Below are 24,872 nucleotides of genomic sequence, written 5' to 3'. Positions count from 1 at the left end.
TCGCCGTTGCCAGATGCGCGAACTCAAGCGATCGTTTGCGCGAACTCGACACGCATGGTGAGCAACATGGACGGCTGCCGTGCTGCGCTGCTGGTGAGTGCCCTGCTCAGCGGGCGCGGCGGGAGAGCCGCTCGATGTCCATGATCACGACGGAGCGCGGCTCCAGCCGCAGCCATCCGCGCGATGCGAAGTCGGCCAGCGCCTTGTTGACGGTCTCTCGGGAGGCGCCGACCAGTTGGGCGAGCTCCTCCTGAGTGAGGTCGTGATGGACGTGGACACCGTCGTCGGCGGTGCGCCCGAAACGGTCGGCGAGATCGAGCAGGGCCTTGGCCACGCGGCCCGGCACGTCGGAGAAGACCAGGTCGGCCACGACGTCGTTGGCCTTGCGCAGCCGGCCGGCCAGCTGGCCGAGGATGCCGTAGGCCACGACCGGGCGGCCCTCCAGCCACTTGGCGAGGTCGCCGTGGGAGAGCGAGGCGAAACTGGCGTCGGTCACGCAGGTGACGGTCGCCGAACGCGGGCCCGGGTCGAAGAGCGACAGCTCCCCGAACATCTGACCGGGGCCGAGGATGGCCAGCAGGTTCTCGCGCCCGTCGCTGGAGGTGCGGCCCAGCTTCACCTTGCCGTCCAAGACGATGTAGAGCTTGTCGCCGGAGTCGCCCTCGTGGAAGAGCACTTCGCCTCGTCGCAGCCGCGACTCGGTCATCGACGAGCGCAGCGCGGTGGCCGCCTCGTCGTCGAGGTGGCTGAAGAGCGGCGCCTGACGCAGCACGTCATTGTCCACGAGGTCCTCCATCGCTAGTGAGCGAGTAAATGAGCGCAGTTCTAGCCGATCCTAGTCGTGCTTTGGGTCACATCATGAACCATCAACCGGCGCGCCTTTCAACCGGGTTCCTGCCGAGCGGGTGTCGGAGGCTCCACGTAGGCTGTCCTCCGTGCCCGCGACCGACTCCCGGACCGCTCTGGTCCGCCGCGCCCGCAAGGTCGACCGCGTGCTCGCCGCGACCTATCCCGACGCCCGGTGCGAGCTCGACTTCGAGGATCCGTTCCAGCTGCTCGTGGTCACGGTGCTCAGCGCCCAGACCACCGACCGACGGGTCAACAAGGTGCGGCCCACCCTCTTCGCCGCCTACCCCGACGCCCGCACGATGGCCGGCGCCGACCGAGCGGCACTGGAGCAGATCGTCGGCCCGCTCGGCTTCTTCCGCCAGAAGACCGAGTCGTTGCTCAAACTCTCCCACGCCCTGGTGGAGCAGCACGACGGCCAGGTGCCGCCGCGGCTCGACGACCTGGTCAAGCTTCCGGGCGTCGGCCGCAAGACCGCCAACGTCGTGCTGGGCAACGCCTTCGACATCCCCGGCATCACCGTCGACACCCACTTCGGCCGCCTCGTACGACGCTTCGGATGGACCGAGGAGACCGATCCGGTCAAGGTCGAGTTCGCCATCGGCGACCTCTTCCCCAAGCGTGACTGGACGATGCTCAGCCACCACGTGATCTGGCACGGCCGCCGGATCTGCCACGCGAAGAAGCCTGCATGCGGCGCCTGCCCGGTCGCGCGTTGGTGCCCCTCGTACGGCGAGGGTCCGGTCGACGCTGGCGAGGCCGCCAAGCTGGTGCGCACCGAGGGACCGGCATGACGCCAGGCCGTCATCACGGCGGAAGGGCGCACCAGGGCATCCGGCGCGCTGCCGTTGCCTGCACCGCGATCCTGCTGCTCTCCACGGGGTGCTCGATGCTGACGCCACCCGGATCCGACGGCGACGCCAGCCACCGGAGCAGTGTGCAGGTCGACACCCCCGAGCTCCGGGACGCCAAGGCCGCCACCGATCTTCCCGACTGCGCGCCCGGAGCAGGCAGTCACGGCGACAGCACGCTGCCGGCCATCACGCTGCCCTGTCTGGGCGGTGGGGCCGATGTCAACGTGTCGACGCTGCGCGGACCCATGGTGATCAACCTGTGGGCCTCCTGGTGCCCGCCATGCCGGCGCGAGCTGCCCATCTACGAGAAGTTCTTCCAGAAGCACGGCGACCAGGTGGCGGTGCTCGGCATCGACTTCAACGACGCCCAACCCGGGGCGGCCCTCGAGCTGGCCCGCGAGACCGGCATCAGCTACCCGCAGCTCGCCGATCCGAACACCGATCTCGCACTCGCAGGGCCGCTGCCCAACTTCCCGGGCCTCCCCGCGATGATCTTCATCGACGCCGACGGCTCGGTGGTCGACGACAGCGGCACGCCACGGGTCGCCTTCGAGGAGATCGACTCCGTCGGGGAGTTGGAAGGCCTGGTCGAGAAGCACCTGGGCATCACGTTGGGCCAGGCACCATGACCGCGCCACGCTGGCTGGATCCGGTCCAGGCCGGATTGGCGACCATCCGCGCCGACGACCTGACCCGCTTCGTACCACCCGACGACCACGCTGGCCGGCGGGGCGCCGTACTCATGCTCTTCGGGGAGGGCCCGCACGGGCATGACCTGCTGCTCACCGAGCGGGCGCACACGATGCGCACACACCCGGGCCAGGTCTCCTTCCCCGGTGGGTCGATCGACCCCGGGGAGACTCCTGTCGAGACGGCGCTACGGGAGGCGTGGGAGGAGACCGGGCTCGATCCGAGCGGGGTGGAGGTGCTCGGTCAGCTCCCCGAGCTCTGGCTGCCGCCGAGCAACTTCGCGGTCACACCTGTGCTCGGCTGGTGGCAGACGGAGTCGCCGGTCACCACGCACTCGGTCGACGAGGTCCACGCCATCCACCGGGTGCCGTTGCGCGAGCTCATCGAGCCTGAGCACCGCGTGGCCGTCCGCGCGCCGGGCGGGTGGCTCGGGCCGGCGTACCTGATCGGGCCGGAGCACGACGTGCTGTTGTGGGGGTTCACGGCCGGGATCATCTCCCGCTACTTCGAGCACATCGGCTGGGCAGATCCGTGGGACACGCGCCGGGTGGTGGAACTTCCGGCTCGCATGCTGGAGGGTGAGCGCCGCGGCCCCGTCCCCGCGCCGAACACGACCTTGAAGGAGGACGATCGGTGAACGTCCTCGACATCCTCCTCATCCTGCTGGTCCTGACCTATGCCCTCTCGGGCTACTGGCAGGGCTTCATCACCGGCGCCTTCGCCACCGTGGGCCTGCTTCTCGGTGGCCTCCTGGGCATCTGGCTCGCGCCGCTCACCTTGGGCGACAAAGATCCGTCGACGTGGGTCTCCCTCGGCGCCCTCTTCATCGTGATCCTGGCGGCGAGCCTCGGTCAGGCCACCTTCCAGTACGCCGGCGCGAAAGCCCGCGAGCTCATCACCTGGCAGCCAGCCCGTGCGGTCGATGCTGTCGGCGGCGCGCTGCTGAGCTCGTTCGCCGTGCTCCTGGTCGCCTGGGCCCTGGGGGTCGCGGTCAGCGGGTCGCGGATCGGGCCGATCACCCCGATGGTTCGCGAGTCCGTCGTGCTGGCGAAGGTCGACAAGGCGATGCCGTCCCAGGCCAACGAGGCGCTCAACGCCTTCAACAACGTGGTCGGCACGAACTTCTTCCCGCGCTACCTGGAGCCCTTCGCGCCGGAGCGGATCGTCGAGGTCAAGCCGCCCGACGCCTCCCGCATCATGCGCGACCCCGACGTGCGCGACGCGGCAGCCAGCGTGGTGAAGATCCGCGGCGAGAACCGATGCGGACGCGGGGTCGAAGGCAGTGGCTTCGTCTACGCGCCGGGCCGCGTGATGACCAACGCCCACGTCGTGGCCGGGGTCTCGGACCCGTCGGTGCTCCTCGGCGACGCGACCCAGCGGGCGCGTGTCGTCCACTACGACAGCGAACTCGACATCGCAGTGCTCGCCGTACCAGGGCTCGATGCTCCCGGGCTGGCCTTCGAGGACGATCCTGCCGACCGCGCGAACGTCGCCGTCCTCGGCTACCCCGAGGACGGTCCGTACGACGTCCAGCCCGGCCGCATCCGAGCCGAGCAGCGACTCCGCTCGCCGGACATCTACAACGAGGGCTCGGTCATCCGTGACGTGCTGTCGCTGCGCGCGTTGATCCGCCCCGGCAACTCCGGCGGGCCGGTGATCAACACCAACGGGGACGTCGTCGGTGTGGTCTTCGCCGCCTCCGTGACCGACAAGGACACCGGCTACGCGGTCACCGCCGCTGCCGTCGCCGACGCCGCAGCCGCTGGCCGGAGCCACGAGGCCACCGTGAGCACCGGCGACTGCACCGGCTGACCCGTCAGTGCTTGGCGAACGCCGCCTTGGTCTCCTGCGCCTGCGCGATCGCGCGCTCCGGCGCCTTGACCTTCTTGACCTTGGAGACGCCGACCAGGACCAGCAGCACCGCCAGCACCGTGTAGACGCCGAAGACGATCAGGTAGGCCCAGTGCAGGTCGAGGCCGTCGCCGTTCCAGTGGATGAGCTGCGCCAGTGCGATGGAGAAGATGATGATCGCGAGCAGCAGCAGGAACCCGGCCGCAGCGAAGAGCCCGATGCCCGCGGTGCCGGCCTTGACGCTGATCTTCAGCTCGGTCTTGGCGAGCTGGATCTCGGACTGGATGAGCTTGGAGATGTCCTTCTGCGCGTCACCGATCAGCCGACCGATGGTGGGCTCGTCCTGGTGGGGCTGCTGCGACATGCCGGTTAACTCCTGAGGGTGGTCCTGCTGATCCGCTGCGGACTCTACACGGCGGCTCAGTCGGCGAAGGGCCCCGAGAGTGGCGGTCGGTGCCGGTGAACCCGGTTGCGCGACGTCAACAGCGCCGCGCCGAGGAGTGCCGAGACGAGCGAGCCGAGGAGCACCGCCGTCTTGGCGGCCTCCCGCTCGGCGCCGGTGAACGAGAGATCCGCCACCAGCAGCGAGACCGTGAAGCCGATACCCGCCAACAGCGCGACGCCCAAGACGTCGATCCACCCCACGTCGGGGTCCATCTCGGCGCGCGTCAACCTGGTGAGCAGCCAGGCCCCGCCGAAGACCCCCAACGGCTTGCCGACCACGAGCCCCGCGAGTACGCCGAGCACGACCGGGTCGCTGATCAGCTCGGCGCCGCCACCGATCACCACCCCGGCCGACATCAGCGCGAACACCGGGACCGCAAGGCCCGCCGACCACGGTCCGAGGGCATGCTCGACCTTCTCTGCCGGGCTGGTCTCCTCCCCCGCGTCAGCGCGGACCCGCGTCAGCAGCCCGAGGACGACACCCGCGATGGTCGCGTGGATGCCGCTCTCGTGGGTGAACCACCAGGCGCCTAGGAAGAACGGCAGGTGCGCCAGTACCGAGGAGACCCGCAGGTGCTGCAACAGCCAGTACGCCGCGCAGCAGGCTACCGCGACCAGGAGGGAGACCAGGTGGAAGCCGGACGCGTAGAAGAGGGCGATGATGACGATCACGATGAGGTCGTCGACCACCGCCAGCGTGAGCAGGAAGGTGCGCAGCTGGCCGGGCAGCGCGGAGCCGACCACCGCGAGCACCGCGACGGCGAATGCGATGTCGGTCGCCGACGGGATCGCCCAGCCACGCGGATGACCGTCCGGGCCCAGCACGTTGATCGCGACATAGATCAGGGCGGGGACCGCGACGCCACACGCCGCTGCCACGACGGGGACGATGGCATCGGAGATCCGCGCCAGCGAGCCGACCACGAACTCGCGCTTCAACTCGAGCCCTGTCACGAAGAAGAAGAGCGTCAAGGCCCCGTCTGCTGCCCATTGCTCGACGTTGAGCGGTCCGACCTCATAGTGGCGCAGGTCTTCATAGCTGCCGCCGAGCATCGAGTTGGCCCAGAGCACCGCGACCACTGCGGCCAGCAGGGCGAGTACGCCACCCACGGTCTCGCGGCGCAGCAGGTCGCCGAGTCGGGCAGCATCGCGGCGGGTGGGGTCGGGCAGGAAACGCAGGCGGGGCAACGTGGGCATCGGGCCTTCATTCGGGTGTGGACCAGCAGAACCGCCACCTCGACCGGCAGCGAGCCGACCAGACTTCCCGGCACACCGGTGCCTACCCTACGCCGCCTCCCCTCGCGGGCACGTCACCCCCGAAGCACCGGGCGCCTCACCCGTCACACCTGCCGTGGAAAACCCACGCTTGTAGGCCGTAGCTACGCACACCAAGTGCCAGTTTCCCCGCCCGGGCGGGGAAACTGGCGGCGTCAGCGGGCCAGGTAGGCGAGCTGTGCGCGGACGCTGAGCTCTGCGGCGCCCCAGAGGACGGGGTCGACGTCGGAGTAGACGATCTCGACAACGGTCCGCGGGAGGTCGTCGGAGGATCGTTGCTCGGGGGTGAGCGTGGCGAGCGCAGCCTCGACCTGGGCAAGCCGGTCGTGACGGTGGGAGATGTAGTAGTCGAGTGCGGCGAGGGCGTTGTCGATCACCGGGCCGTGGCCGGGCCAGATCGCCGCGAGCTCACGCTCGGCGGCCAAGCGGTGCAGCCGGTCGAGCGAGTCGAGGTAGGCACCTAACTGACCGTCCGGGTGGGCCACCACGGTGGTGCCTCGGCCAAGCACGGTGTCGCCGGTCAGCACCACGCCGTCCCCGGGAAGGTAGAAGCAGAGCGAGTCGGCGGTGTGGCCCGGCGTACCGAGGACGTGCACCTCGAGGCCGTCGACGCTCACGACGTCGCCGTCGTGCAGGCCCTCCGAACCGAGGCGGTACGCCGGGTCGAGTGCCCGTACGCCGCAGCCCATCCGCTCGGCGAACTCCCGCGCAGCCTCGCTGTGGTCGTGGTGATGGTGCGTCAGCAACACGGCCGCGACCGGGCCGGAGGCCTCCTCGACGGCGTCCAGGTGGCTGAGGATCGACGGGCCCGGGTCGACGACGATCGAGCGGTTCCCACCCGGCTCTCGAAGCACCCAGGTGTTGGTGCCGTCGAGTGTCATCATGTTCGCGTTGGGCGCGAGCACACATTGGCCCCGCTCCCCGAACGAACCACCGGTCCAGGCACTCACCCCTCGTGCACCAGCTTCCCGACCCTGATGCCGAGCTCCACGATCCGCGGCCGGCTCTCCAGACGGTTGTTGTCGGGGTTGAAGACCGGTTCGATCATCTCGAACGGCAGCTCTCCGGCATGCGCCAGTGCCTCGTCGGGCGTCGTGGCGTCGTAGAGCTCGCACATGGTCGCGTAGGTCGGCGGCAACAGCATCATCTGCCGGTCGTCGGCCAGTTTGAGCGCTTCGCGCACCGGGAGCCAGGCCACCTTGTCAGACTCCGTCGAGACGTCGCGAGTGATCTGCCCCTCGGGCAGGGTCGCCACGAAGAACCAGGTCAGGTACCTCTTGGGCTCGAAGTTGGGCGTGAGCCACCCGCCCAGCACGGAGAGCAGGTCGGTGCGGAGCACCAGCCCCCGCCTGGTGAGGAACTCGGTCATGGAGAGCTGGCGGCCCTCCAGGGCGACCCGGTCGGCCTCCCAGTCATCACCGGTCGTGTCGGCGACGACGGAGTCTGCGGTGCCGGCCAGCAGCACCCCGGACTCCTCGAAGGTCTCCCGCACCGCCGCGCAGACCAGCGCCTGCGCCTCGTCTGCCGTGCAGTCCATCCGCCTGGCCCACTCCTCCGGGCTCGGCCCGGCCCACAGCGCCGGGTCGAGCTCGCTGTCGCGAGGGTCGACACCGCCCCCGGGGAAGACGCTCATCCCGGCGGCGAAGGCCATGCCGACGTGACGCCGCAGCAGGTAGACCTCCAGCCCGCCCGGTCGCCCGTCGCCCGCACGCAGCAGGACGACGGTCGCGGCCGCACGCGGCTCGGCAGGCTCCTTGCCGCCGACCAAGAACTCCTTGGCCTGCTCGATCAGGTGCTCGGGCAGCGTCAGCGTGGGATCCATCAGGCGTCGGTCCCGGCGACCTCGACGACGATCTCGACCTCGACCGGGGCATCCAACGGCAGCACCGGAACGCCGACCGCCGATCGGGCATGCTGACCCGCCTCACCGAAGACGGTGCCGAGCAGCTCCGAGGCGCCGTTGGCGACCTGCGGCTGGCCGGTGAAGTCGGAGGTCGAGGCGACGAACGCCGTCACCTTCACGACCCGGGTGACCAGGTCGAGGTCGCCGATCACGGACTTGACCGCCGCCATCGCGTTGAGTGCGCACTGCTGCGCACACTCCGTCGCCTCCTCGGGCGACACCTCGCCGCCGACCTTGCCGGTGACGATCAGCTCCCCCGAGCGCATCGGAAGCTGGCCGGAGGTGAAGACGTGCTGGCCGCTCCGCAGCGCCGGCACGTACGCCGCCACCGGCTTCGCGACCTCGGGCAGCTCGAGTCCGAGCCCGGCCAGTCGCTCCTCGACGGCGCCCATCACTCGGCCACCGGACGCTTGAAGTAGCCGACCAGGTTCTCCGGGTTCATCCCCGGGGCGATCTGCACGAGTTCCCAGCCATCGGAGCCGAAGTTGTCGAGGATCTGCTTGGCGGCGTGCGTCAGGATCGGCGCGGTCAGGTATTCCCACTTGGTCATGCTCGGCACCCTACCCGCGTGCCCACCACCGCGCGCGAGCCCTCCGAGCGGTCGGAACCCACGGTGCCGCCGGCCCCGGACGCACCGACCGTCCTGGTCGCGCTCAGAGCCGATCGTGAGCCTCATCGGTTGGTACGTCCGCCTCCCCCGCCTCTATCGTGAGCCGGTGAGCGACGCCCCCGAGACCAGCAGGACCCGACCCGGTGCTGGGGCCCTCCGGCCGCCGTACGTCGCCACCACGGTCGGCACCTTCTCGCTCGTCTTCATCGCCGCCTTCGAGGCGCTTGCGGTGACCACGGTGATGCCCGACATCAGCCGTGAGCTCGACGGCGTCCACCTCTACGCGCTGGCGTTCGCGGCGCCGCTGGCCAGCGGCATCGTCGGCATGGTCGCCACCGGGGCGTGGAGCGACCGGCGCGGCCCGGTGCCACCGCTGCTCGCATGTGCGGTCGTCTTCTCCCTCGGCCTGCTCGTCTGCGGGCTCGCGCCGTCGATGGAGGCGCTGGTCCTCGGCAGGGTGCTCCAGGGCACCGGCGGCGGGGGCATCACGGTGGCGCTCTACGTGGTGGTCGGTCAGGTCTATCCACCGCGTCTGCAACCGTCGATCCTGGCCGGGTTCGCCGCAGCCTGGGTGCTGCCTTCCCTCTTCGGCCCGGCGATCGCCGCCCTGATCGCCGACCACTTCGGCTGGCAGTGGGTCTTCCTCGGCACCGTCGGCCTGGTCGTGGTGGCTCTCCTGCTCATCACGCCAGCCCTGCGCGAGCTCTGGGCCCATCCGCCGACGCCGTCCGCACGCCCCTTCCCCGTCGTCCCGCTGCTCTGGGCGATCGTGGCGGCCGCCGCCGTACTCGCCCTGGAGCTGCTCGGCGACTCGGGGGTCGGCCTGCTCTTCGCCGCGCTCGCCGGCGTCGTCGCGCTGATGGCGGTCCGTCCGCTGCTGCCGGCGCGGACCCTTGCCCTCGGACGCGGGCTGCCGTCGGTGATCGCCACGCGGGGTGCGCTCTCGGGCGGGTTCTTCTGCGCCGAGGCCTACGTGCCGTTCGTCCTGCAGGAGCAGTGGGGCTTCAGCACCGCCCAGGCCGGCTATGCGCTGGCGATGGCCGGGCTGAGCTGGGCCGCCGCCAGCCAGGCCCAGGCCCGACTGGCCGACCGGCTCAGCAACACCCGGGCGCTGGTCCTCGGGTCGGGCCTGCTCACCGCGGGCAGTGCAGTGGTCTGCGCGGTGGTGATGATCGACCTGTCGGCTGCTCTCCTGATCGCCGGGTACGGCGTCGCGTCGATCGGCATGGGGCTCGCCTACCCACGCCTCACCGTGGTGATGCTCGCGCACTCGCCGGAGGACGAGCGAGGCTTCAACTCCTCCGCCATCTCGATCGCCGACTCCCTCGGCGCAGCGCTCGCGCTCTCCGTCTCGGGAGTGCTCTTCGGGATCGCCACGACCGCCCATCGGTTCGATGTGGTCTTCGGATTGTCCGTGGTGATCACTCTCCTCGGTGTCGCCGCAGCGCGCCGTACCCCGGCTCCAGCGTGACGTCATGCCTTGCAGCAGCCTCGGTTCGTTGAACGCAGAGCGTCCCGAACCGGGCCGGCGCCGTACCCTGAGCTCATGCGTCCGCCCCGACGGCTGACTCCCGCAGGCGAGCGCCGCTTCGATCTGGCGCTGGCCGGTGGTCTGTCGCTGATCACCCTGCTGGCGTGGCCGCTGGGCGGCTTTCCGACGCCGATCGCCCTGCTGTCGTTGGCGATGACGGTGCCGTTGGCCTGGCGGCGGAGGCATCCGGTGGCGGTCGCGTTCGTCGTCGGAGCCGCGCACCTCCTGCAGGTCGGGGTCACCGATCAGCCGATCTGGGGTCAGGTCGCCTTCCCGATCGCCGTCTACTCGGCCGCGCGCTTCGCCAAGCCACGTTGGGGGTTCGTGGTGCTCGCCGCGGCGATCGCCGGAGCGGTGATCGCCTCCGTCGACTGGCTGCGCGACTACCTCGCACTGGAGGCGCTGGTCAGCTACGTCCTCTTCCTCTCCGTCATCGGCGTCGCGAGCTGGGCACTGGGCACGCTCGCCCGCACCCGCCGCGAGTACGTCGACGCTCTCGTCGAGCGCAGTCGGCGCCTCGAACACGAGGCGGAGCAGCAGGCGGCGCTGGCAGCAGCCGACGAGCGCGCCCGGATCGCCCGGGAGATGCATGACGTGGTCGCCCATGGACTCTCGGTCATCGTGGTGCAGGCCGACGGCGCACGGTACGCCGCCGCGCAGGACCCGGCACTGGCGGCGGAGACGCTCGCCACCATCTCCAGCACCGGGCGCGAGGCACTCACCGAGATGCGGCGGATGCTGGGACTGCTGCGCTCGGAGGAGTCGGGGGTGCGCCCCCAACCGCTGCTGGCCGATGTGCCGCACCTGCTGGCGGAGGCGGAGGCCGGCGGCACCCCGGTGCATGCCGACCTGCCCGAGCCGCTGCCCCGGGTACCCGACGGGGTCGGCCTGACCGCCTATCGCGTGGTGCAGGAGGCACTGACCAACGTCCGCAAGCATGCCGGGCCGGGTGCGCGGGTCCGGGTCCGGATGACCCAGGCCGGCGGCGCCCTCGAGGTCTGCGTGGCCGATGACGGACGGGGAGCCGGGGTGACGACCGACGGCAAGGGGCTCGGCCTGCTGGGCATGCGGGAGCGGCTCGCGGCCCACGGCGGCACGCTGCGCACCGGTCCGCGCTCCGGCGGCGGCTTCGAGGTCTCTGCGAGGATCCCCCTGTGAGCGACGGCGAACCGATCAGCCCTGTGAGCGACGGCGAACCGATCCGCGTCTTTCTCGTCGACGACCAGCAGATGGTGCGGGCCGGCTTCCGGATGCTCATCGGCAGCCAGGCCGACCTGGTCGTGTGCGGCGAGGCGGGCAACGGCGACGAGGCGGTGCACCAGCTCACCGCCACTGCCGCCGACGTGGTGCTCATGGATGTCCGGATGCCGGTGATGGACGGCGTCGAGGCGACGCGTCGGATCGCCGACGCGGGCGACCTTCCGCGGGTGATCGTGCTGACCACCTTCGACCTGGACGAGTACGCCTTCGCAGCGCTGCGCGCCGGCGCCTCGGCGTTCCTGCTCAAGGACGCGCCTCCGGAGGACCTCCTGGCCGCGATCCGCCGCGTGCACGCGGGTGATGCGGTCGTGGCGCCGAGCACCACGCGGCGGCTGCTCGACCAGTTCGCCGCCGTACTCCCGCAGCCGGGGGCCGCCGCTCCGGCTGCCGAGCTGACGGAGCTGACCGACCGCGAACGCGAGGTTCTGATGCTGGTCGCCCGCGGCCGGTCGAACCCGGAGATCGCTGCCGACCTGGTGGTGGCGGAGGCGACCGTGAAGACCCACGTCGGCCGCATCCTCGCCAAGACCGGTTGCCGCGACCGGGTGCAGCTGGTGGTGCTGGGCTACGAGACCGGGTTGGTGACACCGGGCTGATCGCCGTACGACCCAGGTCGTACAGCGCCCCCGGCTCTCCACCCCCGGTCGTAGCGAAGGTCCCGACCCGGGTCTGGTGATTCGGCGCACGCGAGCGGCCAGGCTCGAAGCATGACGAAGACCCTCCCGGGACCTCCGCCCGAGACCCCCGTTCCCGACCTCGCCCTGGCCGCGCGGGCACGCGGCCTGGCCCGCAGCTACGGCCGTGGCGATGCGCTCGTGCACGCGCTGCGCGGCGTCGACCTCGACCTGCCCGCCGGACGGTTCACCGCGATCATGGGTCCGTCCGGATCGGGCAAGTCGACGCTGATGCACTGCCTGGCCGGTCTCGACCAGCCCACTGCCGGCAGTGTCACCGTCGCCGGGCGGGACCTGGCGCGGATGAACGACGACACGCTCACCCGCTTCCGCCGCGATCACATCGGCTTCGTCTTCCAAGCGTTCAACCTGCTGCCCATGCTCACCGCGGGCCAGAACATCTGGCTTCCGTTCGAGCTCGCCGGGCACCGACCGGACCGCGCCGACCGGGATCGCCTCGACCTCGTCACCCGGGTGCTCGGCCTCGAGGACCGGCTCGGGCACCTGCCCAGCGAGCTCTCCGGCGGTCAGCAGCAGCGGGTGGCGATCGCTCGGGCACTGGTGCGCCAGCCGGAGATCGTCTTCGCCGACGAGCCCACCGGAAACCTCGACAGCGAGGCGTCGGCCGAGGTCCTGGGCTTCCTCCGTCGCTCGGTGCGTGAGCTCGGCCAGACCGTGGTGATGGTGACCCACGAGCTGGACGCCGCGGCGTACGCCGATGACGTGCTGGTCATCCACGACGGGCAGATCAGCGCCCGCCTCACCTCTCCCGACCAGGACACGCTGGTCGCCGCGTTGCGCGGCGGGACCCGCTGATGCGCAGCGTCCTGCTCGGCTCTCTGCGCCGCTACGGCCGCCGGTACGTCGCCGCCGCCCTCGCAGTGATCGTGGCGGTCGCGTTCCTGGTGGTCACCAACGCGCTCGTCTCCGCGGCACGCTCCGGCCTCACCCAAGGTGTCGGCGTGCCCTATGCGGGTGCCGACGCCGTCGTCCGGAACCCCAGCGGCGAGGTAGCGGCGGACGTCGTGGCGCGTGCCGACCGCGAAGGCGCGGAGGCGCTGGTACTCGGGTGGTCGACCCAGCCGGTGCGGCGCGCCGGCACCGTGCTGGCGGACGACGCCGACATCGCACCGATCTCCCTGGCGCCCCGGCAACGCTGGCAGGAACTCCGCTCCGGCCGGTTCCCCACCCGGAGCGGCGAGGCGGTGGTGGATGCCAACGCCGCCAAGGAACATCGGGTCTCTGTGGGTGACCGGCTCCAGATCGGCACCGGCGCTCAGCGCCTCGACGCCACGGTGGTGGGCACCGTCGACACTCCGAGCATCTACGTCGCCGGAGCGGTCTACCTGCCCTGGGAGGATGCCGCGCGCTGGGCAGATCGGATGTACGTCGACAGTGTGCTCTGGGCAGGCAGCGGCACGATCGGCGCGCAGATCGCGGAGCTCCAGCGCTGGTTCCCCGACGAGTCGATCGTCGACCGTGATACCCAGGTCGCCGAGCGCAAGGTGGAGGTCGACAACGGCGTCGACATCATGGCGATCATCGCACTTCTCTTCGTCGCGATCGCGGCCTTCGTCGCGGTGCTGGTCATCGCCAACACCTTCACCATCCTCTTCGCGCAGCGCACCCGCGACCTTGCGCTGCTGCGCTGTGTCGGAGGCACCCGTCGCCAGCTCCTGCGCTCGGTGCGCATCGAGTCGCTTGCGATCGGCGTGGGCGCCTCGCTGCTCGGTCTCGGCATCGGGACCGCGCTCGGCTACGGGGTGGTCGCGGGCGTCGAGGCGGCCTCCGACTCGTTCTCGCTCGGCCCGGTCGCGCTCTCCCCAGTCTGGCTCCTGGGTGCGTTCGGCATGGGGGTCGCAACCACGGTCCTCGCAGCGTGGCTGCCGACCCGGCGGGTGGTCCGCGTCAGTCCCCTGCAGGCGCTGCGACCGGAGACGACGGTGCTCCCGGGTCGCACGGCCGGCTGGCTGCGATGGGGGAGCGCCGGTCTGTTGCTGGCGGCCGGGACTGCGGCACTCGTCCTGGCGATGGCGGAGCACTCGATGCCGGTCATGGTCGTCGGCGGCGCCGCCGTCTTCACCGGCGTCCTCGTGCTCGGCCCGGTCCTCGTGCCAGCGCTGGTGCGCCTGCTCGGCGGCGTCGCGAGCCGGCTCGGCGGTGCGCCGGCCCGGCTCGCCACACGCAACACGGTCCGCAACCCCCGTCGGGCCGCCGCCACCGCGGCGGCCCTGCTCATCGGCGTCACCTTGACCACGGCCGTCCTGACCGGGTTGGCGACCTCACGGGGTGCTATCGCGGCCGAGATGGATCGGGATCATCCCGTCGACGTGGCTCTGACGAGCACCGACGGCGATCTCCCTGCCGACCTGAGTGACGCCGTACGCCGGGTGACGGGCGTCGCGGACGTGGCCGACGTCCCGGGTGTGCGGGCCGAGTCGGAGGAGCTCGGCAGCGTCACCGCCGGCACCGCGCCCGGCGGCACCCACGCCGACGACGCCGTACGCCCGGAGCGAGGCGTCGCGTTGGTGCCGATCGACCTGCTGCCTGACGGCGAGGTGCCCCGCCGGGTCACGTTCCATGCCGGCGGACGCGACCTACGACTGGAGGTCGAGCTCGGTTCGGGCTGGGGCAACGTGGTGCTCCTCGATCGGCGGGATCTGGCGACCTTGACCGCCGCGCCTACCACCCAGGCGGTGTGGGTGCGGGCGACGGAGGACGCGGACGCCGAAGACCTGGTGGGCGATCTGACCGCGCTCGCAGGCGACCTGGAGGTCGAGAGCGGCATCAAGCAGCGCGCGTACGTCGACCTGCAGCTCGACATCGTGACCGGAGCCGTCGTCGGGCTGCTGGGCATCTCGGTGCTGATCGCCCTGGTCGGGATCGGCAACACGCTCGGACTGTCCGTCGTCGAGCGGAGTCGGGAGCACGCCATGCTCCGTGCCGTCGGGCTGACGCGGCGCCAGCTGCGGGCGTCGCTGATGACGGAGGCGGCCCTGCTCTCCGTGGTGGCGACGCTGGTCGGCGTCGCCCTCGGGCTGTGGTTCGCCTGGGTGGCGGTGCGCACCGCAGTGGAGCCGGTCACGCCGGGGGTCGCGCTGGCGCTTCCATGGGGCCAGCTCGGGACCGTCGTCGGCGTCTCCGCTCTGGCCGGGCTGACCTCAGCGGTGCTCCCGGCCCGGCGAGCCGCCCGCGCCACGCCCGCCGCCGGGCTGGCCGACTGAGGCGTCGGCATGCCCGCCGGACGGGGCGGCGGCGCAGCTGTCCTGCGTTGCGCGAGTCATAGCTCGTTCCACGCATGACGCCGGACGGGTGCCAGTAGGCTCGCCACCGTGAGCAGATCCCCTCAGGCGGGCAGCGACTGGCCCGGCGTCGACCTGCACGTCGTCACCGGCAAGGGCGGCACCGGCAAGTCGACCGTGGCGGCCGCGCTGGCGCTGGCGCTGGCGAGCCGCGGGCGCAACGTCCTGCTCTGCGAGGTCGAGGGCCGGCAGGGGATCGCCCAGATGTTCGACGTGCCGCCGCTGCCCTACGAGGAGCGCCGGATCGCGACCGGTCTGCCGGCGGCGCAGGGTGAGCGCGCCGGCACCGTCTTCGCGCTGCACATCGACGCAGAGTCGGCGCTGCTCGAGTACCTCGCGATGTACTACAAGCTCGGTCGCGCCGGCCGTGCGCTCGACCGGTTCGGGGTCATCGACTTCGCCACGACGATCGCACCGGGAGTGCGCGACGTCCTGCTCACCGGCAAGGTCTACGAGGCCGCCAAGCCCGGCCGCAAGGGCGGTACGTCGAGCAAGGCGGGTGCGGCGTACGACGCCATCGTCCTCGACGCACCGCCTACCGGCCGGATCTCCCAGTTCCTCAACGTCAACAGCGAGCTGGCGGGGCTCGCCAAGGTCGGGCCGATCAAGGCGCAGGCCGACACGGTGATGACGCTCTTCCGGTCGAAGCGGACCGCCGTGCACCTGGTCACGGTGCTGGAGGAGATGCCCGTGCAGGAGACGGCCGACGGCATCGGCGAGCTGCGCCAGGCCGGTCTGCCGGTGGGTGGAGTGGTCGTCAATCTGGTACGCCCCCGCGATCTGGACGACTCCCAGCTTGACGCGATCCGCACCGGGAGCGTCGACCCGACCACGATCGGCGCGACGCTCGCCAAGGTCGGCGTCGAGGCCGAGCCCGAGCTGGTGGACGCACTCCTCGCCGAGGCCGCCGACCACGCGGAACGGCGCGCGCTCGAGGACGGGCAACGCACGCTGGTGGCGGAGCTCGGCGTACCGACCTACGAGCTTCCCCGGATCGCCTCCGGCGTGGACCTCGCCGGGCTCTACGAACTCGCGGCGACGCTGAAGGAGCAGGGACTCGCATGACGAAGAATCCGCCTCCTCGAGTCGGCCCGCTGGCGGCCGGTGGGCCTGCCCCGCGACCGCTCGACGTCGATGGACTGCTCGACGATCCGGCCACCGAGATCATCGTCTGCTGCGGCTCGGGCGGCGTCGGCAAGACGACCACCTCCGCCTCGTTGGCCCTGCGCGCCGCGGAGCGCGGTCGCAAGGTCGTGGTGCTGACCATCGACCCCGCCCGCCGGCTGGCTCAGTCGATGGGCATCGAGTCCCTCGACAACACGCCACGACCGGTGCCCGGGGTGCAGGGCAACGGCTCCCTCGACGCGATGATGCTCGACATGAAGAGCACCTTCGACGAGGTGGTGCTCAGCCAGGCCAATCCCGAGAAGGCACAGCAGATCCTCGAGAACCCCTTCTACATCGCCCTCTCGACCTCCTTCGCGGGCACGCAGGAGTACATGGCGATGGAGAAGCTCGGGCAGTTGCATGCCTCAGCTCGCGAATCCGGGCAGTGGGACCTGATCGTCGTCGACACTCCGCCGTCGCGCTCCGCGCTGGACTTCCTCGATGCCCCGGAGCGCCTCTCCAGCTTTCTCGACGGCCGATTCATCAGGCTCCTGCTGACCCCCGCCCGCGGCCCGGCCCGGCTGATGTCGGCGGGCTTCGGGATGATGACGAACGCGCTGACGAAGATCCTCGGCGCCGGAGTGCTGCAGGACATGCAGACCTTCGTGGCGGCGTTCGACACGCTCTTCGGCGGCTTCCGGGCCCGGGCGAGCGCCACCTACCAGCTGCTCCAGGCCGACGGTACGGCGTTCCTCGTCATCGCCGCACCGGAGCCCGATGCGCTGCGCGAAGCGGCGTACTTCGTCGACCGCCTGAGTGACGAGCAGATGCCCCTGGCGGGGCTGGTGGTGAACCGAGCCAGCGCCAGCCCCGAGGGCAGACTCAGCGCCGAGGCCGCGCTGGCCGCTGCGGAGCGGCTCGATCCGACCGAGGACTCGCTGACCGCCGGTCTGCTCCGGCTCCATGCCGACCGGTTGCGGATCGTCGCCAGGGAGTCGCGGCTGCGTGCCGGCTTCGCGACCGCGCACCCCACGGTGGCGACGGCCGTCGTGCCCGCGCTCGCCAGCGACGTACACGACCTCTCCGGCCTGCGTACGGTCGGCGCCCTGCTCGCACGGGCCGAGTGACCGCCGGCTCGCTGGGGAGCGGGCTCAGCCTCAGATGGCCAGCTTCTGGTTGTTCTTGGCGGCCTCGAGCACGGAGCGCCACGAGGTCACGCTGCGCCGACGCAGCAGCGCTCGGCGCTCGCGCTCGGTCATCCCGCCCCAGACGCCCCACTCGATCTGGTTGTCGAGCGCCTCGGCGAGGCATTCGGTGCGCACCGGGCAGCTCGCACACACGAGCTTGGCCTTGTTCTGCTCCGCTCCTCTGACGAAGAGCTCATCCGGTTGCGCATTGCGGCACGCAGCCGCTGTTGCCCAGTCCTCAACCCACATGATGTCCCCACACCCATCCGGAGATCGGTGAGCCCCCGCTGTCAGGACTCCCCACCGTTGCCAATCCCCACACTGAAGGTAGGCGTGAGGCGAGTGGGACGGAAGACTCGATACGGCCACATCTCCTAGTCCCAAATGACTAGTCCACCCTGGTCATGGGTCCGGGTCCCGCGGAATCGGGCCGTCTGGAGCGCAGCCCGTACCCTTGACGGCATGTCCGCTCGCGATCCGCGCCCCCAGTCGGGCACCCTGCTCGGCAATCTCGGCTCGATGTTGCTGGTCTCCGCGGTGCTCGGCGTCCTCGTCGCCGGCCTGGCGATCCCCTTCGCGGGAGTCGTCGGCATCGCCGCACGCAACGCCTCCGACTCGCTCAACCAGCTGCCCGAGGAGCTGGAGACGCAGGCGCTGCCGCAGCGCACCCGGATCCTTGCCGCCGACGGCACCCCGATCGCGACCATCTATGACGAGAACCGGGTCAACGTGTCGCTGCGGCAGGTGGCGCCGATCATGCGCAAGGCCATCCTCTCCATCGAGGACTACCGCTTCTACCAGCACGGTGCCCTCGACGTGAAGGGCACGCTGCGCGCCTTCATCACCAACCAGGCCACCGGCCAGACCCGGCAGGGTGGCTCCTCGATCACCCAGCAGATGGTGAAGCTGACGCTGGTCCAGCAGGCCGGGCAGGACAAGGAAGCCCGCCGGCAGGCGATGGAGGACACCTTCGCCCGCAAGCTGCGCGAGCTCCGCTACGCGATCGCGTTCGAGGAGAACTACTCCAAGGACTGGATCTTCGAGCGCTACCTCAACATCGCCTACTTCGGCGACGGCGTGTACGGCGTCCAGGCGGCCGCTCGGCACTACTTCAGTGTCGACGCGAGCAAGCTCAACCTCCAGCAGGCAGCCACCTTGGCCGGTCTGGTGAAGAACCCGGTCGGCTATGACCCGACGACGTACCCGGACCGGGCGCTGACCCGGCGCAACATCGTGCTCGACCGGATGGCCGAGCTCAATGTCATCCCGGAGCAGAAAGCCGAGAAGCTGAAGGCCCGCCCGCTGGGCCTGCGGATCACGCCCAACCGCAACGGCTGTCTCTTCTCCTCGGCGGCGTTCTTCTGCGACTACGTCATCAACTACCTCAAGAACGACCCCTCGCTCGGCGCCACCCGTGACGAGCGGGAGCGGCTGCTCGAGTCGGGCGGCCTGACGATCCGCACCACACTCGACCCACGCTTCCAGAAGGCTGCGCAGGACTCGGTCTCCTCCCATATCTACGCCAAGGAGCAGGCAGTCGGTGCCCTGGCTCTGGTCGAGCCGCGCACAGGTGCGGTGAAGGCGGTCGCGCAGTCCCGCCCGATGGGCAACAAGAAGATGCAGGGCGAGACCTACATCAACTACACGGTGCCCAAGGAGGTAGGCGGTGCCCGCGGCTTCCAGGCCGGGTCGACCTTCAAGGCGTTCGTGCTGGCTCAGGCGATCAAGGACGGCATCCCGCTCAACCAGGTCATCGACTCGCCTTCGCCGAAGACCTTCCAAGAGCGCGACTTCATGGACTGCGGCGACAAGCCCTACGGCTACGGCAGCTTCCCGATCCAGAACTCGACCTCCTCGGGCCCGAAGAACATGTACACCGGCACCCGGGAGTCGGTGAACACCTTCTTCATCGCACTCGCCCAGGAGACGGGTCTGTGCGAGCCCTACAAGCTGGCCAAGCGTATGGGGGTCCAGCTCACCAACCCGACCGGTGGGCCCGAAGGCCTGCCCGAGCGCGTGCCGACCTTCACCCTCGGCATCGCGGATGTGACGCCGCTGGAGATGGCCGAGGCCTATGCGACCTTCGCCGGCCGTGGCCTGCACTGCGACTCCCGTCCGGTGGAGAGCATCAGCGACGCCAACGACACGGTGGTGAAGAAGTACCCGGCCAAGTGCACGCAGGTGCTGCCCAGCGCGGTCGCCGACGCGGTCAACGACATCCTCGCCGGCGTACAGCAGCCGGGTGGCTTCGGCTATCAGAACGGCATCAACACCATCCAGCCCTCCGCAGGCAAGACGGGCACCACCACCAGCCAGATGTCGGTGTGGTTCGTCGGCTACACGCCGAACCTCTCCGGCGCTGCGATGCTGGCCGGCGCCAACAGCGAAGGGCACCCGGTCACGCTGGTCGGCAAGTCCATCGCCGGCCGCACCCTCTACTCCGCCTCCGGATCGGGAACCGCCGGCCCCATGTGGGGTGACGCCTTCAAGGCGGTCGAGCAGTGGCTGGACGACGAGCAGTTCGTGCCGCCGTCCTCGACCGAGATCGCCGGAGTCCTCATCACCGTCCCCTCAGTGGCCGGCATGAGCGTCAGCGAGGCGACCCGGGTCCTGGAGAATGCGAACTTCACCGTCGCCAACGGCGGCTACGTCGACTCCGGCTACGCCCGCGGCAACGTCGCCTACACCTCCCCCGGAGGCGGCTCCCAGAGCTCCAGCGGCGACACCATCACCCTCTACGTCTCCGACGGCACCCCCAAGGTCGAGAAGAAGAACCAGGGCAAGAAGGGCAAGAACAACCGCGGCCGCAACCGCGGCAACCGAGGCAACCGCGACGACTGAGCTGGGGCTGCACCAGTTTCCCCGCCCGGGCGGGGAAACTGGTACTTGTATGCCGTAGCTACGCACACCAAGTGCAAGATTCCCCGCTTGGGCGGGGAATCTTGTTAACTCCTGGGACTCAGGAGAGCTGGCGGCGTACCTCGGCGGCGACGAAGGAGCCGTCGGCGCGGCCCTTGACCTGGGGCTGTACGACGCCCATCACCTTGCCCATCGCCTTCATGCCTTCACCGGCGGCACCGGTGCTGGCGATGGCGGCGGTGACGATGTCGGTGACCTCCTGCTCGGAGAGCTGCTGGGGCAGGTAGTCGGTGATGACGACCAGCTCGGCGCGCTCCTGGTCGGCCTTCTCGGGGCGCCCGCCCTCGTCGAAGGCGGTGGCGGCCTCGCGCCGCTTCTTCGCCTCGGTGGAGAGGATGCCGATCAGCTCGTCGTCGGAGAGCTCACGCTGCTCCTTGCCCGCTACCTCGGCGTTGGTCACCGCGGTCAGCAGCATCCGCAGCGTGGAGGAGCGGATCTCGTCCCGCGCCTTGATGGCGGTGGTGAGGTCGGTGCGAAGTCGGTCCTTGAGCGCGCTCATGTCACCCATTGTGGCAGCCTTGCCCCATGCTGCTCACCCGGATTCTGGGCGTCGGCGCCGCCACCGGCGTCGCCCTGGCCGGGTACGCCGCCGCCGAGGCTCGTGCCTACACGGTGCGAGAGGTCGCCCTCACGCTCCTGCCGGCAGGCAGCAGGCCGGTCAAGGTACTGCATCTCAGCGACCTGCACATCACGCCTGGGCAGCAGCGCAAGCGCGACTGGGTGCGCGACCTCGCCGCTTGGAGCCCCGACCTGGTCGTCAACACCGGCGACAACCTGGCGCACCGGCGCGCCGTGCCGACCGCCCTCGATGCGATGGCGCCGCTGCTCGACCTGCCGGGCGTCTTCGTCTTCGGCTCCAACGACTACTTCGAACCCGGCCTGCGCAACCCCCTGGCCTACCTCGCCCCCGACCGCGGCAAGCGCCACGTCGACGTGCCCCAGCTGCCCTGGCGCGATCTCCGCTACGGGTTCGCCTCGGCAGGCTGGCTCGACCTGACCAACCGACGTGAGCGGTTGCGGGTCGCGGGTCTCGATCTGGCGTTCACCGGTGTCGACGACCCGCATCTGGGCTACGACGATCTGCCTGCGGTCGCCGGCCCGGCCCCGGACGACGCCGACGTGCGACTCGGGGTGGCGCACGCGCCGTACCTGCGGGTCCTTGACCAGTACGCCGCCACGGGGCACGAGCTGATCCTGGCCGGGCACACCCACGGCGGTCAGGTGTGCCTGCCGGCACTCGGCGCTCTGGCCACGAACTGCGACCTGGAGCCGGCCCGCGCCAAGGGGCTCCATCGCCACCCTGCCGACTCGCGCGAGGGCGACCCCGGCTCATCCTGGCTGCACGTATCGGCCGGGCTGGGCACGAACCCCTACCTGCGGTTCCGGGTGGCCTGCCGCCCTGAGGCAACCCTGTTGACGCTTCTCCCCCGGGGCTGATTTCGGCGGCTGCCGTGGGCTCGGGTATGCTCCGTCACGGTTCACGAGCGGTTCGCCGATCGTGATCGGGCTGTGGCGCAGTTTGGTAGCGCGCTTCGTTCGGGACGAAGAGGCCGCAGGTTCAAATCCTGTCAGCCCGACACCATGATTCAGGCCCGGAGGGGTTTCCTCTCCGGGCCTGAATGCATCTCCGCGCGGGTCTTGTCGGGCCCACCTCATAAGGTCACGCCATGAGCTCCACACGCAAGAGTCGCCCCACCTTCCGCTGCAGCGAGTGCGGCTGGGAGACCACCAAGTGGGTGGGTCGCTGTGGCGAGTGCCAGGCCTGGGGCTCGGTGGCCGAGGCGGCAGTGGTCACATCACGCGTCAGCGCATCGCCGGTCTCTGCCCAGGCGGTGCCCATCGGCCAGGTCTCGGTCGAGGAGTCGCAGATGCGTTCCAGCGGGGTGGCGGAGCTCGATCGGGTGCTCGGCGGCGGCCTCGTGCCCGGGGCAGCGATCCTGCTGGCGGGTGAGCCCGGCGTCGGCAAGAGCACGATCCTGCTCGAGGTCGCCGCCCAGACGGCTCGCGTACGGCGCCGCACCCTCTACCTGACCGGCGAGGAGTCCGCCTCCCAGGTCCGGCTGCGTGCCGATCGCACCGGAGCCATCCACGACGAGCTCTACCTCGCCGCTGAGACCGACCTCGGCGCGCTGCTCAGCCACATCGAGCAGGTCCGGCCCGAGCTCCTGGTGATCGACTCGGTGCAGACCGTCAGCGCCAGCGACGTCGAGGGCGTCCCCGGCGGCGTCAGCCAGGTCAAGGAGGTGGCGGCCGCACTCATCCGGGTCGCCAAGACCCGCAACATCACCACCGTGCTGGTCGGTCACGTCACCAAGGAGGGCAGCATCGCGGGCCCACGGGTGCTCGAGCACCTGGTCGACGTGGTGCTGCACTTCGAGGGCGACCGCAACTCCCGGTTCCGGATGCTCCGTGCGGTCAAGAACCGTTTCGGCCCCGTCGACGAGGTCGGCTGCTTCGAGCTCGGCCCCGACGGCATCGAAGCAGTCGCCGATCCGACCGGCCTCTTCGTCGAGCACCATGCACAACAGGTGCCGGGCACCTGCGTCGCGGTGAGCATGGAGGGCAGGCGGCCGCTCCTGGCCGAGGTGCAGGCGCTGGCCTCGCCAGCCACCTCCGACAAGGTGCGCCGCACCACCTCCGGCGTGGACTCCTCGCGGGTGGCGATGGTGCTGGCGATCCTCCAGCAGCACGGGGGGATCCGGCTGCACGATCGAGACGTCTTCGTTGCCACGGTCGGCGGCGCCAAGGTGCTCGAGCCGGCCAGTGACCTCGCCATCGCGTTGGCGCTGGCATCCTCCCTCCACGACCGACCACCGCCGGTGGGCCTGGTGGCCATGGGCGAGCTCGGGCTGGCCGGCGAGCTGCGGCGGGTCCGTGACCTGCCGCAACGCCTGGCCGAGGCGGCCCGCCTCGGCTTCAAGTACGCCGTCGTGCCCAACAAGGCGGCCCACGGCGGCAAGGAGCGCCTCGTCGACGGCCTCAAGGTCCTGGAGGTCCCCGACATCGCCTCGGCGCTCCGCCTGCTCGGCTTCACCGGCCAGGCGAGCCACCGCTCCTGACCGTCGTGGGCACCTGCTCCGTTGCCGGGGTGCCGACCCGCCACGCCGGAATCCCCACGACTCCGATGCCGCCCGCTGCGTACACTGAGGCGACCACCAACGGATGCTGAACGGGGACGGCGTGGCCAACATCGAACAGGCGGACGAGAACCTCCGGCTGCGCGCAACGCTGTCCTCCATCGCCCCCGGTACGCCGCTGCGTGACGGCCTCGAGCGCATCCTCCGCGGGCGCACCGGTGCGCTGATCGTGCTGGGCCACGACAAGGTCGTGGAGTCGATCTCCACGGGCGGGTTCACCCTCGACGTGCCGTTCACGGCGACCGGTCTGCGTGAGCTCGCCAAGATGGACGGCGCCATCATCGTCGACGCCGACGTCACCCGGATCCAGCGCGCGGCCGTCCACCTGATGCCCGACCACACCATTCCCTCGGAGGAGACCGGCACCCGGCACCGCACGGCCGACCGGGTCGCGAAGCAGACCGGCTTCCCGGTCATCTCGGTCTCTCAGTCGATGCAGATCATCGCCGCCTATGTAGGTCAGACCCGGCATGTGCTGGAGGACTCCGGTCAGATCCTCTCCCGCGCCAATCAGGCGTTGGCCACGCTCGAGCGCTACAAGCTTCGGCTCGACGAGGTGTCGAGCACCCTCTCCGCCTTGGAGATCGAGGATCTGGTGACGGTTCGCGACGTCGTCGTCGTAGCTCAGCGCCTGGAGATGGTCATCCGGATCGCCCGCGAGATCGAGGACTACGTGCTGGAGCTCGGCACGGACGGCCGGCTGCTCTCGCTCCAGCTGGAGGAGCTCGTCACCGGCGTCGACAGCGAGCGGGAGCTGGTGATCCGCGACTATCTGCCGAGCGGACGACGCCAGAAGTCCCCAGAGGAGCTCGTGCACCGCATCGAGTCCCTCTCCCCCACCGACCTGGTCGATCCCGCGTCTCTTGCCAAGGCGTTGGGCCTGGGCACCAGCGAGCACCTCGACGGCGCCGTAGCACCGCGTGGCTACCGCCTGCTGGCCAAGGTGCCCCGGCTGCCGGCCTCGGTCGTCGATGGCCTGGTCGAGCACTTCGGCACCCTGCAGAAGCTGCTCTCCGCTGGCATCGACGACCTCCAGGCGGTCGACGGAGTCGGCGAGCTCCGGGCCCGTAGTGTCCGCGAAGGCCTCTCGCGATTGGCCGAGTCCAGCATCCTCGAGCGCTACGTCTGACCTGCGCCGCGGGTAGTCCCGGAGCAGGTCAGGTGTAGCGCGGGCGACGGACGCAGACCGGTCCGGGCGGTGAAGAGCCCGGGCGGTTGAGGACTCCTGCCCCTTCAGCTCTGGGCCGCATGCCGGGAGATCCTCTGTCGGGTCCGCAGGCGG

At 70.5% G+C, this 24,872-nt stretch carries 24 protein-coding genes and 1 tRNA gene; 16 read left to right on the top strand and 9 right to left on the bottom strand.

The genetic code is table 11. The annotated features are described in order from the left end of the window. Window positions 1–106 precede the first annotated feature (106 nt). Window positions 107–784, bottom strand: a complete 678-nt coding sequence (locus DNK54_RS18295; RefSeq protein ID WP_110208447.1) for a Crp/Fnr family transcriptional regulator — start codon at window positions 782–784, stop codon at window positions 107–109. 151 nt (window positions 785–935) lie between these two features. Between DNK54_RS18295 and nth the strand changes: the two genes are divergently transcribed. From nth to DNK54_RS18275, 4 genes are read left to right on the top strand one after another with little or no spacing between them, the layout of a single operon-like run. After that, on the top strand, window positions 936–1,640 hold the full coding sequence (gene nth, locus DNK54_RS18290) for an endonuclease III (RefSeq protein WP_338036283.1): 705 nt from the start codon (window positions 936–938) through the stop codon (window positions 1,638–1,640). Beyond that, window positions 1,637–2,329: a TlpA family protein disulfide reductase gene (locus DNK54_RS18285; RefSeq protein WP_162602544.1), complete on the top strand. Its 693-nt coding sequence runs from the start codon at window positions 1,637–1,639 to the stop codon at window positions 2,327–2,329. Before nth ends, DNK54_RS18285 begins: the two co-directional genes overlap by 4 nt. Further along, window positions 2,326–3,027: an NUDIX hydrolase gene (locus DNK54_RS18280; protein WP_110208444.1), complete on the top strand. Its 702-nt coding sequence runs from the start codon at window positions 2,326–2,328 to the stop codon at window positions 3,025–3,027. Before DNK54_RS18285 ends, DNK54_RS18280 begins: the two co-directional genes overlap by 4 nt. Next, the gene (locus DNK54_RS18275) at window positions 3,024–4,202 is read left to right on the top strand and encodes a MarP family serine protease (RefSeq protein ID WP_110208443.1); all 1,179 of its coding nucleotides are present in this window, start codon (window positions 3,024–3,026) and stop codon (window positions 4,200–4,202) included. Before DNK54_RS18280 ends, DNK54_RS18275 begins: the two co-directional genes overlap by 4 nt. A 4-nt stretch (window positions 4,203–4,206) precedes the next feature. Here DNK54_RS18275 and DNK54_RS18270 read toward each other — a convergent pair whose 3' ends face one another. The 6 genes from DNK54_RS18270 to DNK54_RS21340 all read right to left on the bottom strand — a co-directional run bounded on the left by DNK54_RS18270 (window position 4,207) and on the right by DNK54_RS21340 (window position 8,413). Beyond that, complete coding sequence (locus DNK54_RS18270; RefSeq protein WP_110208442.1) at window positions 4,207–4,605, bottom strand: phage holin family protein; 399 nt, start codon at window positions 4,603–4,605, stop codon at window positions 4,207–4,209. 56 nt (window positions 4,606–4,661) lie between these two features. After that, a complete protein-coding gene (gene nhaA, locus DNK54_RS18265; protein WP_110208441.1) occupies window positions 4,662–5,882 on the bottom strand; it encodes a Na+/H+ antiporter NhaA in 1,221 nt (406 codons plus the stop codon). A gap of 233 nt (window positions 5,883–6,115) precedes the next feature. Further along, window positions 6,116–6,841, bottom strand: coding sequence for an MBL fold metallo-hydrolase (locus tag DNK54_RS18260; protein ID WP_338036282.1), 726 nt, complete (start codon window positions 6,839–6,841; stop codon window positions 6,116–6,118). A 65-nt stretch (window positions 6,842–6,906) separates the two neighbouring features. Continuing rightward, window positions 6,907–7,782, bottom strand: coding sequence for an NUDIX hydrolase (locus DNK54_RS18255; RefSeq protein ID WP_110208440.1), 876 nt, complete (start codon window positions 7,780–7,782; stop codon window positions 6,907–6,909). Beyond that, window positions 7,782–8,255 carry a RidA family protein gene (locus DNK54_RS18250; RefSeq protein ID WP_110208439.1) on the bottom strand — a complete coding sequence of 158 codons (474 nt, stop codon included), beginning with the start codon at window positions 8,253–8,255 and terminating at the stop codon, window positions 7,782–7,784. The genes DNK54_RS18255 and DNK54_RS18250 overlap by 1 nt, the downstream gene beginning before the upstream one ends. Then, window positions 8,255–8,413, bottom strand: coding sequence for a Sp36 family protein (locus DNK54_RS21340; protein WP_204164683.1), 159 nt, complete (start codon window positions 8,411–8,413; stop codon window positions 8,255–8,257). The genes DNK54_RS18250 and DNK54_RS21340 overlap by 1 nt, the downstream gene beginning before the upstream one ends. 166 nt (window positions 8,414–8,579) lie before the next feature. Here DNK54_RS21340 and DNK54_RS18245 point away from each other — a divergent pair, with 166 nt between their 5' ends. From DNK54_RS18245 to bagB, 7 genes are all read left to right on the top strand, one after another. Next, a complete protein-coding gene (locus DNK54_RS18245) occupies window positions 8,580–9,944 on the top strand; it encodes an MFS transporter (RefSeq protein ID WP_204164682.1) in 1,365 nt (454 codons plus the stop codon). A 75-nt stretch (window positions 9,945–10,019) separates the two neighbouring features. Further along, window positions 10,020–11,162 carry a sensor histidine kinase gene (locus DNK54_RS18240; protein WP_110208437.1) on the top strand — a complete coding sequence of 381 codons (1,143 nt, stop codon included), beginning with the start codon at window positions 10,020–10,022 and terminating at the stop codon, window positions 11,160–11,162. After that, window positions 11,159–11,860 carry a response regulator gene (locus tag DNK54_RS18235; RefSeq protein WP_275426279.1) on the top strand — a complete coding sequence of 234 codons (702 nt, stop codon included), beginning with the start codon at window positions 11,159–11,161 and terminating at the stop codon, window positions 11,858–11,860. Before DNK54_RS18240 ends, DNK54_RS18235 begins: the two co-directional genes overlap by 4 nt. A gap of 111 nt (window positions 11,861–11,971) precedes the next feature. Beyond that, window positions 11,972–12,754 (top strand): ABC transporter ATP-binding protein, encoded by a 783-nt coding sequence (locus DNK54_RS18230; protein ID WP_110208436.1) that lies wholly within the window; start codon window positions 11,972–11,974, stop codon window positions 12,752–12,754. Beyond that, on the top strand, window positions 12,754–15,162 hold the full coding sequence (locus tag DNK54_RS18225) for an ABC transporter permease (RefSeq protein ID WP_110208435.1): 2,409 nt from the start codon (window positions 12,754–12,756) through the stop codon (window positions 15,160–15,162). Before DNK54_RS18230 ends, DNK54_RS18225 begins: the two co-directional genes overlap by 1 nt. A 108-nt stretch (window positions 15,163–15,270) precedes the next feature. Then, window positions 15,271–16,305, top strand: a complete 1,035-nt coding sequence (gene bagA / locus DNK54_RS18220) for an ATPase BagA (protein WP_110208434.1) — start codon at window positions 15,271–15,273, stop codon at window positions 16,303–16,305. Then, complete coding sequence (bagB, locus tag DNK54_RS18215; protein WP_110208433.1) at window positions 16,302–17,474, top strand: ArsA family ATPase; 1,173 nt, start codon at window positions 16,302–16,304, stop codon at window positions 17,472–17,474. The genes bagA and bagB overlap by 4 nt, the downstream gene beginning before the upstream one ends. A gap of 30 nt (window positions 17,475–17,504) precedes the next feature. Here the strand turns inward: bagB and DNK54_RS18210 are convergent, their stop codons facing one another. After that, window positions 17,505–17,783, bottom strand: a complete 279-nt coding sequence (locus tag DNK54_RS18210; protein WP_110208432.1) for a WhiB family transcriptional regulator — start codon at window positions 17,781–17,783, stop codon at window positions 17,505–17,507. 213 nt (window positions 17,784–17,996) lie between these two features. Between DNK54_RS18210 and DNK54_RS18205 the strand changes: the two genes are divergently transcribed. Beyond that, on the top strand, window positions 17,997–20,375 hold the full coding sequence (locus tag DNK54_RS18205; RefSeq protein ID WP_162602543.1) for a transglycosylase domain-containing protein: 2,379 nt from the start codon (window positions 17,997–17,999) through the stop codon (window positions 20,373–20,375). Between the two features lie 118 nt (window positions 20,376–20,493). On the opposite strand, the gene DNK54_RS18200 is transcribed toward DNK54_RS18205, so the two are convergent. Then, window positions 20,494–20,952: a GatB/YqeY domain-containing protein gene (locus DNK54_RS18200; RefSeq protein ID WP_110208534.1), complete on the bottom strand. Its 459-nt coding sequence runs from the start codon at window positions 20,950–20,952 to the stop codon at window positions 20,494–20,496. 26 nt (window positions 20,953–20,978) lie between these two features. Between DNK54_RS18200 and DNK54_RS18195 the strand changes: the two genes are divergently transcribed. The 4 genes from DNK54_RS18195 (at window position 20,979) to disA (ending at window position 24,719) form a co-directional block, all read left to right on the top strand. Then, entirely contained in the window at window positions 20,979–21,890 is a 912-nt protein-coding gene (locus DNK54_RS18195; protein WP_110208431.1) for a metallophosphoesterase, read from the top strand. A gap of 66 nt (window positions 21,891–21,956) precedes the next feature. After that, window positions 21,957–22,030, top strand: a tRNA-Pro gene (locus DNK54_RS18190). A gap of 90 nt (window positions 22,031–22,120) precedes the next feature. Beyond that, the gene (gene radA, locus DNK54_RS18185) at window positions 22,121–23,512 is read left to right on the top strand and encodes a DNA repair protein RadA (protein WP_110208430.1); all 1,392 of its coding nucleotides are present in this window, start codon (window positions 22,121–22,123) and stop codon (window positions 23,510–23,512) included. A gap of 103 nt (window positions 23,513–23,615) precedes the next feature. Beyond that, window positions 23,616–24,719: a DNA integrity scanning diadenylate cyclase DisA gene (gene disA / locus DNK54_RS18180; RefSeq protein WP_110208429.1), complete on the top strand. Its 1,104-nt coding sequence runs from the start codon at window positions 23,616–23,618 to the stop codon at window positions 24,717–24,719. The last annotated feature ends 153 nt before the right edge of the window (window positions 24,720–24,872 follow it).

This window comes from Nocardioides daejeonensis (assembly GCF_003194585.1).
GTDB lineage: Bacteria > Actinomycetota > Actinomycetes > Propionibacteriales > Nocardioidaceae > Nocardioides > Nocardioides daejeonensis.
This window is presented reverse-complemented; position numbering and strand designations above follow the sequence as displayed.

What these genes read in the sequence shown, in the direction of transcription:
- DNK54_RS18210 (WP_110208432.1), bottom strand. Translation starts at nt 17,783, where the DNA reads ATGTGGGTTGAGGACTGGGCAACAGCGGCTGCGTGCCGCAATGCGCAA.
- DNK54_RS18225 (WP_110208435.1), top strand. Translation starts at nt 12,754, where the DNA reads ATGCGCAGCGTCCTGCTCGGCTCTCTGCGCCGCTACGGCCGCCGGTAC.
- DNK54_RS18255 (WP_110208440.1), bottom strand. Translation starts at nt 7,782, where the DNA reads ATGGATCCCACGCTGACGCTGCCCGAGCACCTGATCGAGCAGGCCAAG.
- bagB (WP_110208433.1), top strand. Translation starts at nt 16,302, where the DNA reads ATGACGAAGAATCCGCCTCCTCGAGTCGGCCCGCTGGCGGCCGGTGGG.
- DNK54_RS18260 (WP_338036282.1), bottom strand. Translation starts at nt 6,841, where the DNA reads ATGACACTCGACGGCACCAACACCTGGGTGCTTCGAGAGCCGGGTGGG.
- DNK54_RS21340 (WP_204164683.1), bottom strand. Translation starts at nt 8,413, where the DNA reads ATGACCAAGTGGGAATACCTGACCGCGCCGATCCTGACGCACGCCGCC.
- DNK54_RS18250 (WP_110208439.1), bottom strand. Translation starts at nt 8,255, where the DNA reads ATGGGCGCCGTCGAGGAGCGACTGGCCGGGCTCGGACTCGAGCTGCCC.
- DNK54_RS18280 (WP_110208444.1), top strand. Translation starts at nt 2,326, where the DNA reads ATGACCGCGCCACGCTGGCTGGATCCGGTCCAGGCCGGATTGGCGACC.
- radA (WP_110208430.1), top strand. Translation starts at nt 22,121, where the DNA reads ATGAGCTCCACACGCAAGAGTCGCCCCACCTTCCGCTGCAGCGAGTGC.
- DNK54_RS18230 (WP_110208436.1), top strand. Translation starts at nt 11,972, where the DNA reads ATGACGAAGACCCTCCCGGGACCTCCGCCCGAGACCCCCGTTCCCGAC.
- disA (WP_110208429.1), top strand. Translation starts at nt 23,616, where the DNA reads ATGCTGAACGGGGACGGCGTGGCCAACATCGAACAGGCGGACGAGAAC.
- DNK54_RS18200 (WP_110208534.1), bottom strand. Translation starts at nt 20,952, where the DNA reads ATGAGCGCGCTCAAGGACCGACTTCGCACCGACCTCACCACCGCCATC.
- nhaA (WP_110208441.1), bottom strand. Translation starts at nt 5,882, where the DNA reads ATGCCCACGTTGCCCCGCCTGCGTTTCCTGCCCGACCCCACCCGCCGC.
- DNK54_RS18195 (WP_110208431.1), top strand. Translation starts at nt 20,979, where the DNA reads ATGCTGCTCACCCGGATTCTGGGCGTCGGCGCCGCCACCGGCGTCGCC.
- DNK54_RS18270 (WP_110208442.1), bottom strand. Translation starts at nt 4,605, where the DNA reads ATGTCGCAGCAGCCCCACCAGGACGAGCCCACCATCGGTCGGCTGATC.
- DNK54_RS18205 (WP_162602543.1), top strand. Translation starts at nt 17,997, where the DNA reads ATGTCCGCTCGCGATCCGCGCCCCCAGTCGGGCACCCTGCTCGGCAAT.
- DNK54_RS18240 (WP_110208437.1), top strand. Translation starts at nt 10,020, where the DNA reads ATGCGTCCGCCCCGACGGCTGACTCCCGCAGGCGAGCGCCGCTTCGAT.
- DNK54_RS18285 (WP_162602544.1), top strand. Translation starts at nt 1,637, where the DNA reads ATGACGCCAGGCCGTCATCACGGCGGAAGGGCGCACCAGGGCATCCGG.